Origin of the sequence: Pseudomonas sp. GM79 (assembly GCF_000282495.1) — a bacterium.
Lineage (GTDB): Bacteria > Pseudomonadota > Gammaproteobacteria > Pseudomonadales > Pseudomonadaceae > Aquipseudomonas.
Window position 1 is genome coordinate 1 of record NZ_AKJE01000099.1, and the last position, 17,718, is coordinate 17,718.

Annotated in this window: 17 protein-coding genes; 12 read left to right on the top strand and 5 right to left on the bottom strand. The window is 59.7% G+C overall.

Features of this window, described 5'->3' with window-relative positions; genetic code table 11:
• From PMI36_RS04620 to ccoP, 3 genes are all read left to right on the top strand, one after another.
• The coding region (locus tag PMI36_RS04620) for a cbb3-type cytochrome c oxidase subunit II (protein ID WP_008075159.1) at positions 1-404 on the top strand (404 nt) is incomplete at its 5' end.
• 5 nt (positions 405-409) lie between these two features.
• Complete coding sequence (locus tag PMI36_RS04615; RefSeq protein ID WP_003175465.1) at positions 410-595, top strand: CcoQ/FixQ family Cbb3-type cytochrome c oxidase assembly chaperone; 186 nt, start codon at positions 410-412, stop codon at positions 593-595.
• The gene (gene ccoP, locus PMI36_RS04610; RefSeq protein WP_008075160.1) at positions 592-1,575 is read left to right on the top strand and encodes a cytochrome-c oxidase, cbb3-type subunit III; all 984 of its coding nucleotides are present in this window, start codon (positions 592-594) and stop codon (positions 1,573-1,575) included. The genes PMI36_RS04615 and ccoP overlap by 4 nt, the downstream gene beginning before the upstream one ends.
• 57 nt (positions 1,576-1,632) lie before the next feature.
• Here ccoP and PMI36_RS04605 read toward each other — a convergent pair whose 3' ends face one another.
• Positions 1,633-2,637 carry a metallophosphoesterase family protein gene (locus tag PMI36_RS04605; RefSeq protein ID WP_008075161.1) on the bottom strand — a complete coding sequence of 335 codons (1,005 nt, stop codon included), beginning with the start codon at positions 2,635-2,637 and terminating at the stop codon, positions 1,633-1,635.
• Positions 2,638-3,110: 473 nt separating this feature from the next.
• Between PMI36_RS04605 and ccoG the strand changes: the two genes are divergently transcribed.
• The 8 genes from ccoG to PMI36_RS04565 all read left to right on the top strand — a co-directional run bounded on the left by ccoG (position 3,111) and on the right by PMI36_RS04565 (position 11,656).
• Entirely contained in the window at positions 3,111-4,526 is a 1,416-nt protein-coding gene (ccoG, locus tag PMI36_RS04600) for a cytochrome c oxidase accessory protein CcoG (RefSeq protein WP_008075162.1), read from the top strand.
• 11 nt (positions 4,527-4,537) lie between these two features.
• Entirely contained in the window at positions 4,538-5,077 is a 540-nt protein-coding gene (locus PMI36_RS04595) for a FixH family protein (protein WP_008007039.1), read from the top strand.
• A 158-nt stretch (positions 5,078-5,235) separates the two neighbouring features.
• A complete protein-coding gene (locus PMI36_RS04590; protein ID WP_008075163.1) occupies positions 5,236-7,686 on the top strand; it encodes a heavy metal translocating P-type ATPase in 2,451 nt (816 codons plus the stop codon).
• A gap of 22 nt (positions 7,687-7,708) precedes the next feature.
• A complete protein-coding gene (gene ccoS / locus PMI36_RS04585; RefSeq protein ID WP_008075166.1) occupies positions 7,709-7,927 on the top strand; it encodes a cbb3-type cytochrome oxidase assembly protein CcoS in 219 nt (72 codons plus the stop codon).
• The gene (locus tag PMI36_RS04580) at positions 7,920-8,603 is read left to right on the top strand and encodes a sulfite exporter TauE/SafE family protein (RefSeq protein WP_008075167.1); all 684 of its coding nucleotides are present in this window, start codon (positions 7,920-7,922) and stop codon (positions 8,601-8,603) included. Before ccoS ends, PMI36_RS04580 begins: the two co-directional genes overlap by 8 nt.
• A 214-nt stretch (positions 8,604-8,817) precedes the next feature.
• Positions 8,818-10,200, top strand: a complete 1,383-nt coding sequence (gene hemN, locus PMI36_RS04575; RefSeq protein ID WP_008075168.1) for an oxygen-independent coproporphyrinogen III oxidase — start codon at positions 8,818-8,820, stop codon at positions 10,198-10,200.
• 93 nt (positions 10,201-10,293) lie between these two features.
• A complete protein-coding gene (gene fnr / locus PMI36_RS04570) occupies positions 10,294-11,028 on the top strand; it encodes a fumarate/nitrate reduction transcriptional regulator Fnr (protein WP_008075169.1) in 735 nt (244 codons plus the stop codon).
• A 79-nt stretch (positions 11,029-11,107) separates the two neighbouring features.
• Entirely contained in the window at positions 11,108-11,656 is a 549-nt protein-coding gene (locus PMI36_RS04565; protein WP_008075170.1) for an adenine phosphoribosyltransferase, read from the top strand.
• A 136-nt stretch (positions 11,657-11,792) separates the two neighbouring features.
• On the opposite strand, the gene PMI36_RS04560 is transcribed toward PMI36_RS04565, so the two are convergent.
• The 4 genes from PMI36_RS04560 to dnaX all read right to left on the bottom strand — a co-directional run bounded on the left by PMI36_RS04560 (position 11,793) and on the right by dnaX (position 16,699).
• A complete protein-coding gene (locus tag PMI36_RS04560; RefSeq protein WP_008075172.1) occupies positions 11,793-12,941 on the bottom strand; it encodes an acyl-CoA dehydrogenase family protein in 1,149 nt (382 codons plus the stop codon).
• Between the two features lie 189 nt (positions 12,942-13,130).
• The gene (gene recR, locus PMI36_RS04555; RefSeq protein WP_008075173.1) at positions 13,131-13,733 is read right to left on the bottom strand and encodes a recombination mediator RecR; all 603 of its coding nucleotides are present in this window, start codon (positions 13,731-13,733) and stop codon (positions 13,131-13,133) included.
• A gap of 460 nt (positions 13,734-14,193) precedes the next feature.
• Positions 14,194-14,532 (bottom strand): YbaB/EbfC family nucleoid-associated protein, encoded by a 339-nt coding sequence (locus PMI36_RS04550; protein WP_007905413.1) that lies wholly within the window; start codon positions 14,530-14,532, stop codon positions 14,194-14,196.
• 67 nt (positions 14,533-14,599) lie between these two features.
• Positions 14,600-16,699 carry a DNA polymerase III subunit gamma/tau gene (gene dnaX / locus PMI36_RS04545; RefSeq protein WP_008075174.1) on the bottom strand — a complete coding sequence of 700 codons (2,100 nt, stop codon included), beginning with the start codon at positions 16,697-16,699 and terminating at the stop codon, positions 14,600-14,602.
• 144 nt (positions 16,700-16,843) lie between these two features.
• Here dnaX and PMI36_RS04540 point away from each other — a divergent pair, with 144 nt between their 5' ends.
• On the top strand, positions 16,844-17,587 hold the full coding sequence (locus PMI36_RS04540; protein ID WP_008075175.1) for a substrate-binding periplasmic protein: 744 nt from the start codon (positions 16,844-16,846) through the stop codon (positions 17,585-17,587).
• The last annotated feature ends 131 nt before the right edge of the window (positions 17,588-17,718 follow it).

The window sequence follows — 17,718 nt, forward strand, 5'->3', positions numbered from 1 at the left end:
CGCAGATGATCCGCCCGTTCCGTGCTGAAACCGAACGTTACGGCCATTATTCGGTCGCCGGTGAAAGCGTTTGGGACCACCCGTTCCTGTGGGGTTCAAAGCGTACCGGTCCGGACCTGGCCCGTGTCGGCGGTCGTTACTCCGATGACTGGCAGCGTGCGCACTTGTACAACCCGCGCAACGTGGTGCCTGAGTCGAAAATGCCGGCCTACCCGTTCCTCGTGGAAAACAAGCTCGACGGCAAAGACACCGCCAAGAAAATGGAAGTCTTGCGCACGCTCGGCGTCCCTTACACCGACGAAGACATCGCCGGCGCCAAGGATGCTGTGAAGGGCAAAACCGAAATGGACGCGCTGGTGGCCTATCTGCAAGGCCTGGGCACCATCATCAAAAGCAAACGGTGATTTAGATGGATATCGGGATGATTCGTGGCCTGGGCACCGTTGTTGTGATGGTGGCCTTCATCGGTCTGGCGCTGTGGGTGTTCAGCCCCAAGCGCAAGTCGGAGTTTGAAGACGCGACCTTGCTGCCTTTCGCGGATGATCCCGAAGCCATCAAGCACGTCGAGCAAGCTTCTAGGAGTAACAAAGAATGACTACGTTCTGGAGTCTGTACGTCACAGTCCTCAGTCTCGGCACCATCTTCGCCCTGACCTGGCTGCTGCTGTCCACCCGCAAGGGCCAGCGCAGCGAATCCACCGATGAAACGGTCGGCCACTCCTTCGACGGGATCGAGGAGTATGACAACCCGCTGCCGAAATGGTGGTTCATGCTGTTCGTGGGCACCATCATCTTCGCCCTCGGCTATCTGGTGCTGTACCCGGGCCTGGGTAACTGGAAAGGCCTGTTGCCGGGCTACAACTACCTGGATAACGAGAAGCAGACCGCGTTCGCCAACGGCCAGACCGGCTGGACCGGCGTTCACGAATGGGAAAAGGAAATGCTCAGGTCGGACGCCAAGTTCGGCCCGATCTTCGCCAAGTTTGCTTCCATGCCGATCGAAGAAGTCGCCAAAGACCCGCAAGCCCTGAAGATGGGTGGCCGCCTGTTCGCCTCCAACTGCTCGGTCTGCCACGGCTCCGACGCCAAAGGCGCCTATGGCTTTCCTAACCTGACCGACGCCGACTGGCGCTGGGGCGGTGATGCGCAAACCATCAAGACCACCATCATGGGCGGTCGTCATGCCGTGATGCCGGCCTGGGCTGCAGTGATCGGTGAACAAGGTGTCAGCGATGTTGCCGCTTACGTGCTGACCAACCTCGATGGCCGCAAGCTGCCGGAAGGCGCCAAGGCTGACCCGGTTGCCGGCCAGAAACTGTTCGCTGCCAACTGCGTGGCGTGCCACGGTCCGGCAGGCAAAGGTACGCCAGCGATGGGCGCACCTGACCTGACCCACCCGGCGGCGTTCATCTACGGTTCGAGCTTCGCTCAACTGCAGCAGACCATCCGTTACGGCCGTCAGGGCCAGATGCCTGCGCAAGAACAGCTGCAAGGCAACGACAAGGTTCACCTGCTGGCCGCTTACGTCTACAGCCTGTCTCACGGTGAGAAAGCGCCGGAAGCGGACGCCCAGTAAGGCAAACGCTTGATCGCAACAACAAACGGCCCCGCCAGTGATCTGGCGGGGCCTTTTTTATGGGCGATTAGCGAAAATCGATTTCACAGGAATCGTATCGATCAGCGTCCGGCTCTGCCATTGATTATCCTTCACCAGATAGATCTGCAACTGCTTGCGATCCTCGGTAAAGCTGGCGATCAGGTAGGTTTGCTGAGAGGTACTGCCGCTCAGATACATCGGCACGTTTCCCAACCAATAGGAATCACCTCCGTTTTTGTGCAAATGACCGGCAAATATTGCAGTCACTTGATACTTGCTGATCATTTCGCGAAAGCGCTTTTGTTGCTCAGCGTTCCCCTTCATCTCGAGCGGCTTATGCATATTAATGATGATGGCGTAGCCCTGAGATCTGGCCAGCATAAGATCGGTCTCAAGCCAGTCCAATGCACTGGTGATGTCGAACGTCGTCGGGTTCAACTCGTGAGAAATTTTCGTCGTGTAAGTGGGCTCGTTATTGAGCTGCACCATGTGAACTTCACCGATATTCTTTGAATAAGCGAGGCTACCCGAATACAGCGTATCAAGGAACCAGCCAGTAACTTTCAAATCAAAGCTATCCACCTTACCCGCATGATGTTTATTGAACTCGACTATACTGCCCGCCGCACAATTATTACTAAAACAATCATCCACGTTATTTTCATAATCGTGATTACCCAAACCGTACAGATAATCACCCTTGAAGTACTTCTCTAATGCCGACTTCATATACGATCGTTGCCAGCCATGGCCGAAAGCGGTTATGTCGCCGTTGATCATCAGTGGCACTTGTGATTGCGCCCCCTGATTGTTTCGAAAGTCAGCAATACTTGCAAGCTGGGTTTCCACCAACCATTTGGAACGTACAGCGAAGTCCGCATCGGATTCAGGCGCCCTGCTATCTGTTTTGTCTGTCCACGGATATTGCGTATCAGAGGCAAACACCATATGCCGAGGAGTACCCTGTATCGCATGAGCAAAAGTAACCGAAGACAACAAACACACTCCCAGCAAAAACCTTACAACTTTATTAGAAGCCATAGCATTAAAACTCCATGTAAATTAGACATATCCAGGCGATATCAATATCGCAGAACAACAACATATTTGAAAAAATAAAAAACTTCAAAGGCACAACCAGCGCCAATTAAATAAATATATTTCAATCGCACAAAAAACCGAAGCCAACTTCAACTTTAGTTAACCTGGATTTATTAATATTTCATCTCGGACAACTACACACGCAAAGGTTGAAACCTTGCCGTTTCAGACGCTACGGCAGCGCAAAGGCTATGAATCGCCTAGACTCTAATCTGCAAAGCGAAAAATCGACGAAACCCACAAGTCAATTGATTCAAGTCATTACACCATCAATTGAATTTGCCCAACGCGACCAAAGGTCGCACCCTTGATCTAGAGCGACAGGCGTATCATTGCGCCACTGCAACACCTCTTTTTGACCGCGGTCGGCACGTACTGACCGAGGCATTTTTCCACTGCCGTGGGATGCAACGATGAGCAATCAGATTCCGGTACACGACGTCACTCCGCCTGCCAAGAACGCGAACAACAGCGTCGACCTCTACGCCTCTCGAGAAAAGATCTACACCCGTGCCTTCACCGGCCTGTTCCGCAATTTGCGGATGATCGGCGGGGCCGGGCTGTTTCTGTTGTATTTCGGCACGGTGTGGCTGAGCTGGGGCGGTCATCAGGCCGTCTGGTGGAACCTGCCGGAGCGTAAATTCTTCATTTTTGGCGCGACCTTCTGGCCTCAGGATTTCATCCTGCTCTCGGGCATTCTGATCATCAGTGCCTTCGGCCTGTTTTTCATTACCGTGTATGCCGGTCGGGTCTGGTGTGGCTATACCTGCCCGCAAAGCGTCTGGACCTGGATCTTCATGTGGTGCGAAAAGGTCACCGAAGGCGACCGCAACCAGCGTATCAAGCTCGACAAGGCGCCGATGAGCGCCAACAAATTCCTGCGCAAGTTCAGCAAGCACACAATGTGGCTGCTGATCGGCTTCGTGACCGGCATGACCTTCGTCGGTTACTTCTCACCGATTCGCGAACTGGCAACCGAGTTCTTCACCGGCCAGGCGGATGGCTGGTCGTATTTCTGGGTCGGCTTCTTCACCCTCGCCACCTACGGCAACGCCGGCTGGTTGCGCGAGCAGGTGTGCATTTACATGTGCCCGTACGCACGCTTCCAGAGCGTGATGTTCGACAAGGACACACTGATCGTTTCCTACGACCCGCGCCGTGGCGAAAGCCGTGGCCCGCGCAAGAAAGGCATCGACTACAAGGCTCAGGGCCTGGGTGACTGCATCGATTGCACCATGTGCGTCCAGGTCTGCCCCACCGGTATCGACATTCGTGACGGCCTGCAAGTCGAATGCATCGGCTGCGCGGCGTGCATTGACGCCTGCGACAGCATCATGGACAAGATGGATTACCCGCGCGGCCTGATCAGCTACACCACCGAGCACAACCTGTCCGGGCAAAAAACCCATAAACTGCGCCCACGCCTGATCGGCTATGCCACGGTGCTGCTGGCGATGATCGCGTTGCTGATGACCGCGTTCTTCATGCGTTCGCTGGTCGGTTTCGACGTCAGCAAAGACCGCGTGTTGTATCGCGAGAACGCCGAAGGCCGGATCGAAAACGTCTACAGCCTGAAGATCATGAACAAGGACCAGCGCGACCACACGTACGTGCTGGAAGCCACCGGCCTGCCGGATCTCAAGCTGCAAGGCAAGCGCGAGATCAAAGTCGCCGCCGGTGAGATTTTCAGCCAGCCGGTCGAACTGTCCAGCGCACCGGAACAATTGCCGTCGAGCACCAACGAGGTGAAATTCATCCTCAAGGATGCCGATGACGCCAACGTCCACGTTGAAGCCAAGAGCCGATTCATCGGCCCACAAATTCGTTGAGAGAAGTGATCATGCCCGCAGCAACTGCCGCAAGTCCCTGGTACAAGCACCTTTGGCCGTGGATTATCATCGCCATCCTGGCCTGCTCGGTGACCTTGACCCTGTCGATGGTGACCATCGCGGTGAACAACCCGGACAACCTGGTCAACGACAACTATTACGAGGCCGGCAAGGGTATCAACCGTTCTCTGGACCGCGAACTGCTGGCCCAGACCCTGCAACTGCGTGCCAGCGTGCATCTGGATGACGTGACCGGCGAAGTCGACCTGCGCCTGAGCGGCAACAGCACGCCTGCAACCCTTGAGCTGAACCTGATTTCACCCACTCAGCCGGAGAAGGATCGCAAGATCACCCTGGCCCGCAGCGAAACCGAACAGGGCCGCTACATCGGCCAGTTGAGCGACAAGATTGAAGGTCGTCGCTTCGTCGAATTGCTGGGTGTGCAGGATGACAAGATCTGGCGCATGTTCGAAGAAGAACAGGTCAGCCATGCCAAGGATCTGCTGCTCGGTGATGAGCCGCTGCAGGGTGCGGAAGACCTGAAAAAATAAAAACCTGCGCTTCGCGCATTCGCGAGCAAGCCCGCTCCCACATTGGATTATTGGTGCACTCAAACTCGGTGCACGACACAGAACCAATGTGGGAGCGGGCTTGCTCGCGAAGAGGCCCTACCTGACGACAGAGATTCAGCGGCACCAGTGAAAACCTCATGACCAATCCAACCCCCTGCTACCACTGCGCCCTGCCCGTCCCGGCCGGCAGCCGCTTCACCGCCGCTGTCCTCGGCGATACCCGCGAGTTCTGCTGCCCGGGTTGCCAGGCAGTGGCCGAGGCCATCGTGGCCGGTGGGCTGGAAAACTATTATCAGCATCGCAGCGAAGCCTCGGCCAACCCCGAAGCCTTGCCGGTGCAGTTGGTCGACGAACTGGCGCTGTACGACCGCGCCGATGTGCAACAACCCTTTGTCCGCCACGAAGGCGAACTCGCCGAAACCACTCTGTTGATGGAAGGCATCAGTTGCGCCGCCTGCGGCTGGCTGATCGAAAAGCATCTTCGTAGCCTGCCAGCGGTGGCCGAAGCACGCTTGAACCTGTCCAACCACCGCCTGCATGTGCGCTGGGCCGACGCGCAATTACCACTGAGCCAGGTGCTCAGCGAATTGCGCCACATCGGTTACGCCGCCCACCCCTATCAGGCCGACCGCGCCAGTGAACAACTGGCCAGCGAAAACCGTCTGGCGCTGCGTCAACTCGGTGTCGCCGGGCTGCTGTGGTTCCAGGCGATGATGGCAACCATGGCCACCTGGCCGGAATTCAACATTGACCTCAGTCCCGAGCTGCACACCATCCTGCGCTGGGTCGCGCTGTTTCTGACCACGCCGATCGTGTTTTACAGCTGCGCGCCGTTCTTCAAAGGGGCGATGCGCGATCTGCGCACCCGTCACCTGACCATGGACGTCTCGGTGTCGCTGGCGATTGGCAGCGCCTACATCGCCGGGATCTGGACCTCGATCACCGGGGTCGGCGAACTGTATTTCGATGCGGTGGGGATGTTTGCACTGTTCCTGCTGGCCGGGCGTTATCTGGAACGTCGTGCCCGGGAACGCACCGCCGCCGCGACCGCTCAGCTGGTCAATCTGTTGCCCGCCTCCTGCCTGCGGCTGAGCGCCGACGGCCAGAGCGAACGGATTCTGCTCAGCGAGTTACGCGTAGGCGATCAGGTGCTGGTGCATCCCGGTGCGATCCTGCCGGCCGACGGCAAGATCCTCGACGGTCAGTCGAGCATCGACGAATCCCTGCTGACCGGCGAATACCTGCCACAACCACGGACCCCGGGCGATGCCGTCACCGCCGGCACCTTGAACGTTGAAGGTGCGCTGACCGTGGAAGTCCTGGCGCTGGGGCAGGACACGCGACTGTCGGCCATCGTCCGCCTGCTGGATCGCGCCCAGGCCGAAAAGCCACGACTGGCGGAAATCGCCGACCGCGCCGCGCAATGGTTTTTGCTGTTGTCGCTTATCGCGGTGGCTGCCATTGGCCTGCTGTGGTGGGAACTGGATTCTTCGCGGGCGTTCTGGATTGTCCTGGCGATGCTGGTTGCAACATGCCCGTGCGCCTTGTCGCTGGCCACGCCAACCGCCCTCACCGCCGCCACCGGCACGCTGCACAAGCTCGGTCTTTTGTTGACGCGCGGCCATGTGCTGGAAGGCCTGAACCAGATCGACACGGTGATTTTCGACAAGACCGGCACCCTCACTGAAGGTCGCCTGGCCTTGCGTTCGATCCGGCCACTTGGAGCCTTGACCAGCGATCAATGCCTGAGCCTCGCCGCCGCCCTGGAAAACCGCTCCGAGCACCCGATTGCCCGGGCATTTGGTCGCGCACCGCTGGCCGCCGAAGAAGTTCACAGCACACCGGGCCTGGGCCTTGAGGGGCTGGTCGGCGCCCAACGCCTGCGCATTGGCCAACCGGGGTTTGTGTGCGAACTCAGCGGCGCTCAAACACCAGTAATGCCCGATGAGCCTGGCCAATGGCTGTTGCTCGGCGACAGCCAGGGGCCGCTGGCGTGGTTCGTACTCGATGACCGTTTACGTGCCGACGCGCCTGCCCTGCTGGCGGCCTGCAAGGCTCGCGGCTGGCGCACGCTGCTGCTGTCCGGCGACAGCTCGCCGATGGTCGCCAGCGTCGCTGCCGAGTTGGGCATCGACGAGGCCCGAGGCGGTTTGCGTCCGGACGATAAATTGCAGGTGCTGCAACAACTGCACAAGGAAGGCCGCAAGGTGTTGATGCTCGGTGACGGGGTCAACGATGTGCCGGTGCTGGCCGCCGCCGACATCAGCGTGGCGATGGGGTCGGCCACCGATCTGGCGAAAACCAGTGCCGACGCGGTGCTGTTGTCGAACCGCCTCGATGCGCTGGTGCAGGCCTTCAGCCTGGCCCGCCGCACCCGTCGGGTCATCATCGAGAATTTGCTGTGGGCAGCACTGTACAATGGCCTCATGTTGCCGTTCGCCGCCCTCGGCTGGATCACTCCGGTATGGGCAGCGGTTGGCATGTCGATCAGTTCGTTGACCGTGGTATTGAATGCCCTGCGCCTGACTCGCCTGCCGAGCGCGCCGGCTGTCGGCACCACGCCAGAAACCCGCCCGTTGCCGGCCTGAGCCGCGCGGGCATGGAGTCCAGATGCCAGCTCTCTACGTGATGATCCCGGCCGCGCTGCTGATCGTGGCCATCGCTATCTATATCTTCTTCTGGGCAGTCGACAGCGGTCAGTACGACGATCTCGACGGCCCGGCCCACAGCATCCTGTTCGACGATCAGGACCCGAACCACAAGGCAGCGGTCGACGAGGCCGGCGGCCATCCGGCCAAACCGGACGACAAGGCGCCGCCCCATGCTTGAGTTGGCGCCACTGTTGGTGTCTGCGCTGATCCTCGGCTTGCTCGGCGGCGGGCATTGCCTGGGCATGTGCGGCGGCTTGATGGGCGCGTTGACCCTGGCGATCCCCAAGGAACAACGCAGCCGACGCTTTCGATTGTTGCTGGCTTACAACCTGGGGCGCATTCTCAGCTACGCCGCGGCCGGCCTGCTGATCGGCCTGGCCGGTTGGGCCGTGGCCAATAGCCCGGCGGCGATGTTCATGCGCATTCTCGCCGGGCTGCTGCTGATCGCTATGGGCCTGTACCTGGCCGGCTGGTGGAGCGGCCTGACCCGTATCGAAAGCCTCGGTCGCGGCCTGTGGCGGCATATCCAGCCGATGGCCAACACATTATTACCCGTGTCGAACCTGCCCCGCGCCCTGTTGCTGGGCGCGCTATGGGGCTGGCTGCCGTGCGGGCTGGTTTACAGCACATTGCTGTGGTCGGCGAGCCAGGGCAATGCGCTGGACAGTGCATTGCTGATGCTGGCATTCGGGCTGGGCACCTGGCCAGTGCTGCTCGCCACAGGGCTTGCCGCCGAGCGCGTCACGGCGCTATTGCGCAAACGCAGCATCCGCATGACCGGTGGCTTGCTGGTGATGGTGTTCGGCATCTGGACCTTGCCAGGGCCGCATCAGCATTGGCTGATGGGGCATTAGATCGGCAGTGGCCCCATCGCGGGCAAGCCCGCTCCCACAGGATTTGAGGATTACCCAATTCGGTGATCCAAACACAACCCTGTGGGAGCGGGCTTGCCCGCGATGGAGCCCGCACCTGCAACACAAATCCCGACCCTTGATGCAAATCAAGATGCCTTTGCGCACTTCTCCCTAGACTCGCCGACATTGCCAGCCTATCCGGGGGAATGCCCGCATGCTCGACGCCATTCGTTGGGACACAGATCTGATCCGCCGTTACGACCTGGCGGGACCGCGCTATACCTCGTACCCGACCGCCGTGCAATTCGACAGCCAGGTCGGCACCTTCGACCTGTTTCATGCCCTGCGCGACAGCCGTAAAGCCCAGCGGCCGCTGTCGCTGTATGTGCATGTGCCATTCTGCGCGAACATTTGCTACTACTGCGCCTGCAACAAAGTCATCACCAAGGACCGTGGCCGCGCCCTGCCCTACTTGCAGCGCCTGGAACAGGAAATCCAGCTGATTGCCTGCCACCTCGACCCGACGCAAAAAGTCGAGCAACTGCATTTCGGCGGCGGCACACCCACCTTTCTCAGTCACGACGAACTGCGCCAGTTGATGGCTCAGCTGCGCAAGCATTTCAATCTGCTGGACGACGATTCCGGCGACTATGGCATCGAAATCGACCCTCGCGAAGCTGATTGGTCGACCATGGGCCTGCTCCGGGAACTGGGTTTCAACCGGGTCAGCATTGGCGTTCAAGACCTCGATCCGGCGGTACAACGGGCGGTCAATCGCCTGCAAAGCCTGGAAGAAACCCGCGCGGTGATCGACGCTGCCCGGACCCTGCAATTTCGCTCGATCAACATCGATCTGATCTACGGCCTGCCCAAGCAGACGCCCGAGAACTTCGCCCGCACCGTCGACGAAGTCATCAGCCTGCAACCGGACCGGCTCTCGGTGTTCAACTACGCCCATCTGCCGGAACGCTTCATGCCGCAACGGCGGATCAATGGCAACGATCTACCGGCACCGGCACAGAAGCTGGAAATGCTCCAGCGCACCATCGAACAACTGACGGCTGCCGGTTACCGCTACATCGGCATGGACCATTTCGCCCTGCCTGACGATGACTTGGCGATTGCTCAGGAAGAATCGACGCTGCAACGTAACTTCCAGGGCTACACCACGCATGGTCATTGCGATTTGATCGGCCTGGGGGTATCGGCCATCAGCCAGATCGGCGATTTGTACTGCCAGAACAGCAGCGACCTGAACCAGTACCAGAACGCATTGGCGTCCGCTCAACTGGCCACCAGCCGTGGCCTGATATGCACCGCTGACGATCGCTTGCGCAGAGCCGTGATTCAGCAGTTGATTTGCCATTTCAGCCTGGAATTCCTGGAAATCGAGCGAGTCTTCAATATCGATTTTCGTGGTTATTTCGCCGAGCTTTGGCCACAGCTGTTGGATATGGCCGAAGATGGGCTGATCGAGCTGGACAATGAGCGGATCACCGTACAGCCCGCAGGCCGGCTGCTGGTGCGTTCGGTGTGCATGGTTTTCGATGCGTATCTGGAACACACCAATCGTCAACGCTATTCACGAGTGATCTAAGGCCTTGCGGTTAAATTGTCGCAGGCTGGCCCGAATGTCCTCCCGTGAGTTACCCTTACGGCTTATGTGTGTTTTCCCACAAGGATTAAAGAAATGTCCGAGCCAGTAAAGCTGCGCGCTCATAGCCAGGCCCATTGCAAGGATTGCAGCCTGGCACCTCTCTGCCTGCCACTTTCTTTGAATCTGGAAGACATGGATGCGCTGGACGAAATCGTCAAACGAGGCCGCCCGCTGAAAAAAGGCGAATTCCTGTTTCGTCAGGGCGACACGTTCGATTCCGTTTATGCAGTACGCTCCGGCGCCCTCAAGACCTTCAGCCTGAGCGATGGCGGCGAAGAACAGCTCACTGGCTTCCATTTGCCGAGTGAACTGGTCGGCCTGTCGGGCATGGACACTGAAAAGCACCCCGTCTCGGCACAAGCCCTGGAAACCACTTCGGTGTGCGAAATCCCTTTCGAACGCCTCGATGAACTGGCTCTGCAACTGCCGCAACTGCGCCGTCAGTTGATGCGGGTGATGAGCCGCGAGATTCGTGATGATCAGCAAATGATGTTGCTGCTGTCGAAGAAAACTGCCGACGAGCGCATCGCCACTTTCCTGGTCAACCTGTCGGCCCGTTTCCGCGCTCGGGGCTTCTCGGCCAACCAGTTCCGGCTGAGCATGTCGCGCAACGAAATCGGCAATTACCTGGGCCTGGCGGTGGAAACCGTGTCGCGGGTGTTCACCCGCTTCCAGCAAAACGAACTCATCGCCGCCGAGGGCAAGGAAATACATATCCTCGACCCGATCCAGCTCTGCGCCCTGGCCGGCGGCTCGCTCGACGGCTGATCCTGGCAATGGCGGCTGAGCGAAACGGTTCAGCCGCCGTTATACTGAGACGTTTGCAGCCTGCCAGGACACTTCGACGATGGTCTTCGACTCCTTCGACATCAAATCCCTCATCCGCCCTGTGATTGACTTTCCCAAGCCGGGCGTGATCTTTCGCGACATTACCCCGCTGTTCCAGTCGCCCACGGCCCTGCGCCTGGTGATGGACAGCTTTGCCCATCGTTATGTCGAAGCCGACTTCACCCACATCGGCGCCATGGATGCCCGTGGCTTCCTGATCGGTTCAATCCTGGCCTATCAGTTGAACAAACCGCTGGTGCTATTCCGCAAGCAGGGCAAACTGCCGGCCGACGTGTTGGCCGAGGGTTATCAGACCGAGTACGGCGAAGCCTTTCTCGAAGTCCACGCCGACAGCCTGTGCGAGGGTGACTCGGTGGTGATGTTCGATGACCTGATCGCCACCGGCGGCACGCTGATCGCGGCGGCGAACCTGATTCGGCGCATGGGCGCGCGGGTGCATGAAGCGGCGGCGATCATTGACTTGCCGGAGCTGGGTGGTTCGCAGCGGCTGGAAGACATGGGGATTCCGACGTTTTGCCTGACGCAGTTTGCGTTGAGCGATAAGTAAGGCGGCGTCTGCACTGACGCCTTCGCGAGCAAGCCCGCTCCCACATTGGATCTCTTGCGTACACGAATTCTGTGAACGACAGAGGCCAATGTGGGAGCGGGCTTGCTCGCGAAAACGCCAGCCGCCACACCGCAGATTAAAGCCCCATCTGCTTACTGATGATCTCGTTCATCACTTCCCGCGTCCCGCCGCCGATCGACAGAATCCGGTTATCGCGATACAGCCGCTCCACCAGGCTCTCGCGCATATAACCCAGGCCACCGAGGATCTGCACGGCGTCGTTGGTAATGCGATCAGCCGTGTCGGTAGCAAAATTCTTGGCCATGGAAATCTCCTTGATCACGCTCTGCCCGGCGGCCATTTTCGCTGCCTGGCGGTAGGTGAACTCCCGTGACACCTCCAGCGCCGTGGCCATTTCCGCGAGCCGGTGCTTGAGCACCTGGAACTTGCCGATGGATTTACCGAAGGCTTCACGCTGACGAGCCCACTTCAGGCTTTCCTCCAGCGCCATTTGCGCGGTCATGTTGGCCATCAGTGCCAGGGCCAGACGCTCACTCTGGAAGTTGCCCATGATGCAGGCGAAGCCCATGTTCTGGACCCCGATCAGATGGCTCGCCGGCACCCGGCAATCATCGAAAAACAATTCGGCGGTGTCTGACGCCCACCAGCCCATTTTCTTCAACTGACGACCGACGGTGAAACCGGGTGTGCCCTTCTCGATCAGCAGCAAACTGATGCCGCCAAAACCCGGCTCGCCGGTGCGCACCGCGACGGTGTAGAAATCCGCACGAACGCCACTGGTAATGAAGGTTTTGCTGCCGCTGACCCGATAAAAGTCGCCGTCTCGCACGGCGCGGGTTTGCAGGTTGGCGACGTCGGAGCCGCCGCTGGGCTCGGTGACAGCCAGGGCGCTGATCTTCTCGCCCGCCAGCACCTGAGGCACAACTCGATCGCGGACTTCGGGCCTGGCCCACTTGAGGATCGGCGGCAGACCAATGTCCAGCGAGCCCAGCCCCGCGACCAGACCACCGGAACCGCAGCGCATCAGCTCTTCACTGGCAGCGATCTTGGCAAACAGGTCCCCTTCATGGCTACCGCCCAAGGCTTCGGGATAACCAATACCCAGAATCCCCGCCTCGCCGGCTTTTAGGTAGAGTTCACGAGGGAAGCTTTCGGCTTCTTCCCACTGGTCGATGTCCGGAAGAATCTCACGTTCGACGAAACGTCTGACGCTGTCGCGGACCAATTGGTGGCTGGGGTCGAAGTATTCCTGAAAGGCAGGCATCGGCGAGCTCCACTGAAGGTTCAGCGAAGTTAATCGAGCGCTTGCTTGGTTTTCAAGTGGACTGTGTGAATCAAGGAAACCGAGGCGAGCCATTCGCGAGCAAGCCCGCTCCCACAGGGGATTTGCGGCGTACACAAATCAAATGTGGGAGCGGGCTTGCTCGCGAAGACGTCAGTCCAGACAGCACCGTTACAGCGAAATCGGCTTACGCCCGGCAAACGAATGCGCCAATGTCCCGCCGTCCACCAGTTCCAGCTCGCCACCCAACGGTACGCCATGGGCGATGCGCGAGGCGATCAGGCCTTTGTTGCTCAGCAACTGGGCGATGTAATGTGCCGTGGCCTCGCCTTCCACCGTCGGGTTGGTGGCGAGGATGACTTCGGCAAACGTGCCCGCTTCTTCGATCCGCGCCATCAATTGTGGAATGCCGATGGCATCCGGCCCCAATCCGTCGAGGGGTGACAGATGGCCTTTGAGCACGAAGTAGCGACCGCGAAAACCGGTCTGCTCCACCGCATAAACGTCCATCGGACCTTCCACCACACACAGCAAGGTGTCGTCGCGGCGTGGATCGGCGCATTGCGGGCACAGATCGTCTTCGGTCAGCGTGCGGCACAAGCGGCAGTGGCCCACTCCTTCCATGGCCTGGCTCAGTGCCTGGGCCAGTCGCGAACCGCCGCTGCGATCACGCTCAAGCAGTTGCAACGCCATGCGCTGGGCAGTTTTCTGACCCACGCCCGGCAAAATTCGCAGGGCGTCGATCAGTTGGCGAATCAAAGGGCTGAAGCTCATGGGGAAAAGTCCGACATAACAACGAGACGCGGTTTATACCCGCGCCTCTGTTTAGCGTCAAATAACAGCGTCAATTACTCAGTCCACGCAACCCGCACCACCCGTTTGCCGAAGTTGCAGGACGATTTGGTTGAGGCTCGATGCTTGTGACATGTGAGCGTCTCCTTGATCGATGAATTTCGGCTGTAATAGGGGGCAGACCTTTGTGGCGGTGTCGGGTTCGCAGTTTCGTCAGTTGTACCGAGGTGACTTCATCGCGGGCAGCCACGCTCCCACGGGATTCAGGTGATCCCTGTGGGAGCGGGCTTGCTCGCGAAGGCGATGTGTCAGGCAACATCAATGTTGACTGTGCCGCCGTCTTCGCGGGCAAGCCTCGCTCCTACAAAGAGGGGCCAGAAACAAAAATGCCAGGCGCGATGCCTGGCATTTTTTTGTAACCCATCCGACGCGCGTTGGCGAATCAGAATGGCAGTTTCATACCCGGTGGCAATTGCATGCCAGCGGTCACGCCGGACATTTTGTCCTGGCTGTTGGCTTCGATCTTGCGCACGGCGTCGTTGACGGCTGCGGCGAATACCGCTTCCAGCATTTCCTTGTCGTCTTCGCTCAGGCCTTCGACCAGGCTTGGGTCGATGGTTACGCGCTTGACGTCGTGACGACCGGTCATCACCACGGTGACCATGTCGCCGCCGGCTTTACCGGTGACTTCGGCGTTGGCCAGCTCTTCCTGCATCTTGGCCATTTTTTCCTGCATCTGCTGCGCCTGCTTCATCAGGCCGGCCATGCCACCTTTCATCATGGGAATCACCTCAAAAGTACTTGGATAAAAACAGCGCCCGGCGAATGTGGCCAAGCGCCTTCAGTTATTAGCCCTGACTGACCAGGGCCTCGACAGGTTCAATAGTATCGTGACGGACCACCGCCCCGAACTGCTGCATCATTTGCTGGATGAACGGATCGCCGTGGATCGATTCCTCGGCCTCACGCTGACGATTGGCGCGACGCCGGGATGAGGCCTGAGCCGGGGTTTCCTGCTCGGGCTTGATCAGCTCCATGCTCAGGGTCAGCGTGCGCCCGTGAAGCTGGTTCAGTGCATCGTTGAGGCGACGTTGTTGTGTCGCGTTGAACAAGGCACTGTGGGCCGGGTCCAGGTGCAACAACCAATTGTCGCCATCGACGGCGATCAGCGTGCAGTTGGCGGCGATGCTGGCGGTCATGCCGGATACCGGCAGCTTCGGGAACAACTCCAGCCATTGCAGGGCCAGGCCGGTGGCCGGCATCGCGGCCGGTTCAGGTTCGGGTTCCGGCGCAGGTTCGGCGGTGTGCTCGCTGGCCAGGTCGTCGAGGTAGCTGTAGGCCGAATCCATGTCTGGCTCGATGTAGTCCTCGTCCAGCGGCGGCTCGTCGTCCTGATCCATGCCTGGCGTAGCGGCATCGACTTCGGCCACGGACGGTTCCGGGATCGGCGCAGCAGCCCATTCCGGCGCATCCGGCACCACACTGTCCGGGGTCGGCATGGGCATCGGTGGCAATTCGGGTTGTTCGCCAGCCGTTTCCAGCACCGGCTCGACGGCGGGCTGCTGGACAACTTCGGGCTCTACCGGGTCGTTCCACGGCAGATCAACGACCTCTTCGACCGCTACGGGCTCGACAACAGGTTCGGGCTCAGGCTCGACCACAGGCGCAGGCACGCAAGCGACCGGCTCGGGCGCGGCTACCGGGACAGGGGCTGGTGCAACCACAGGCACAACCGGAGGCGGAGTAACGGCCGTAGCGACTACCGGCACAACAACCGGCGCGGCAGCCACTGAATTTGCGGAATCAACTGTGGCCTGGCTGATCCCCACTGGCTTTAGCGGTTGCCTCGGCGCGTCCGCAGTATCTGCCGGCCGGAACGCGAGCATTCGCAGCAGGACCATCTCGAAGCCACCGCGCGGGTCCGGCGCCAGCGGCAAATCCCGCCGCCCGATCAGGCCCATCTGGTAATAGAACTGCACGTCTTCGGCCGGCAGCGCCTGGGCCAGCGCCAGCACCCGATCACGGTCGCCATGGCCGTTGTCGACGCCTTCAGGCAGGGCCTGGGCGATGGCGACACGGTGCAGCACATTGAGAATTTCCGAGAGCACGCCGTTCCAGTCAGGGCCTTGTTCGGCCAGATGACGCACGGCTTCGAGCAACGCCTTGGCGTCGCCTTCGATCAGCGCATGCAAAACGTCGTAGACCTGGCCGTGATCGAGAGTACCGAGCATGGCCCGCACGTCGGCGGCCATGACCTTGCCTTCACCGAAAGCGATGGCCTGATCGGTCAGGCTCATGGCGTCGCGCATCGAACCGTCGGCGGCGCGGCCCAGCAGCCACAGCGCGTCGTCTTCGAACGGCACGTTCTCGACGCTCAGCACGTGGGTCAAATGCTCGACCACCCGCTCCGGGGTCATGTTCTTCAGGGAGAACTGCAGGCAACGCGAAAGAATCGTTGCCGGAAGTTTCTGCGGATCGGTGGTAGCCAGGATGAACTTGACGTAGGGCGGCGGCTCTTCAAGGGTTTTCAACAGCGCATTGAAGGAATGGCTGGAGAGCATGTGCACTTCGTCGATCAGGTAAACCTTGAAGCGCCCGCGGCTCGGCGCGTACTGCACGTTGTCGAGCAGCTCGCGGGTGTCTTCGACCTTGGTCCGGCTCGCGGCGTCGATCTCGATCAGGTCAACGAAGCGGCCTTCATCTATTTCGCGGCACACCGAGCACTCGCCGCAGGGGGTCGAAGTGATACCTGTTTCACAGTTCAGGCATTTGGCGATGATCCGCGCGATGGTGGTCTTGCCGACCCCGCGGGTACCGGTAAACAGGTACGCGTGGTGCAGCCGCTGGCTGTCCAAGGCATTGATCAGAGCCTTGAGCACATGGGTCTGGCCGACCATTTCGCCGAACGAGCGCGGACGCCATTTACGTGCAAGAACCTGATAACTCATCGAAAACCGTCGCAACGAAGGAACAGAAGCGGCTAATGCTAGCGGAGCAAGGCCAAAATTGCATCCGGTGTGCTCGTCTATTCTGGCTAAGCTGCACTTTGAGGGGCTTTTATTGGCTCAGGTTTGAGCCGTACCGGAGCGTTCATGCGTTTTGCCTTGGGGGCACTGCTGTTGGTCAGCCTGAGCGTCGCAGCCGCCGAGGCGCCGTTGCGCTTTGTCGTGTCCGACAGCTGGGCCATGCCCATGGTGCAACTCGAGCGCGGGCGGCCGATCCAGGGCATTTTGTACGACATGATGCTCAGCCTGGCGACACAAGTCGGCATGCCGGCAGAATTTCATGTGTTGCCTCGGGCGCGAGTGCAAAACGCCATGGACCATGGCGAAGTCGATATCCGCTGCCATGTCTCACCATCCTGGTTGCCGAACCTGTCCGGGGACTACAGCTGGAGCGTGCCACTGCTGGTCCAGCGCGACTTGCTGATTGGTCGGCGCGACTCACCCACATCCGTCAACCTGGCGAGCCTGCCGCGACAGTCGATCGGCACCGTGCGCGGCTATAACTACCCGACTCTGCAACCCTTGTTCGATTCCGACCGGCTGCACCGCGAAGACGCGCGCAATCAGGAACAGGTGCTGGAAAAACTGCTGGCCGGACGCTACCACTACGCTGTGAGCAACCAATGGACCCTGGACTGGTTCAACCAGCGCCTGCTACCCGACCGACAACTGCAAAGCGTAGCGCTGGTGCATGAACAAACCGTCCGTTGTTATATGCGCAATGACCCCAAGGTGCCCGTGCAGCGCATCCTGAACACCTTGCTGCAAATGAAAACGTCCGGGGAGATCAATGACATCATCCGGCTCTATACCGGCAACCCTGGTCAGTAGCAGCTGCCGAAGGCTGCGTTCGGCGGCGCAGCAGTCGCGAGAAGAGGCCCTGCGGTCTTTCAGTTAAAACGCAAACTCAGGATTTACGACGGCTGCGCCGCCGAACGCAGGCTTCGCCAGCGGCTAAAAGG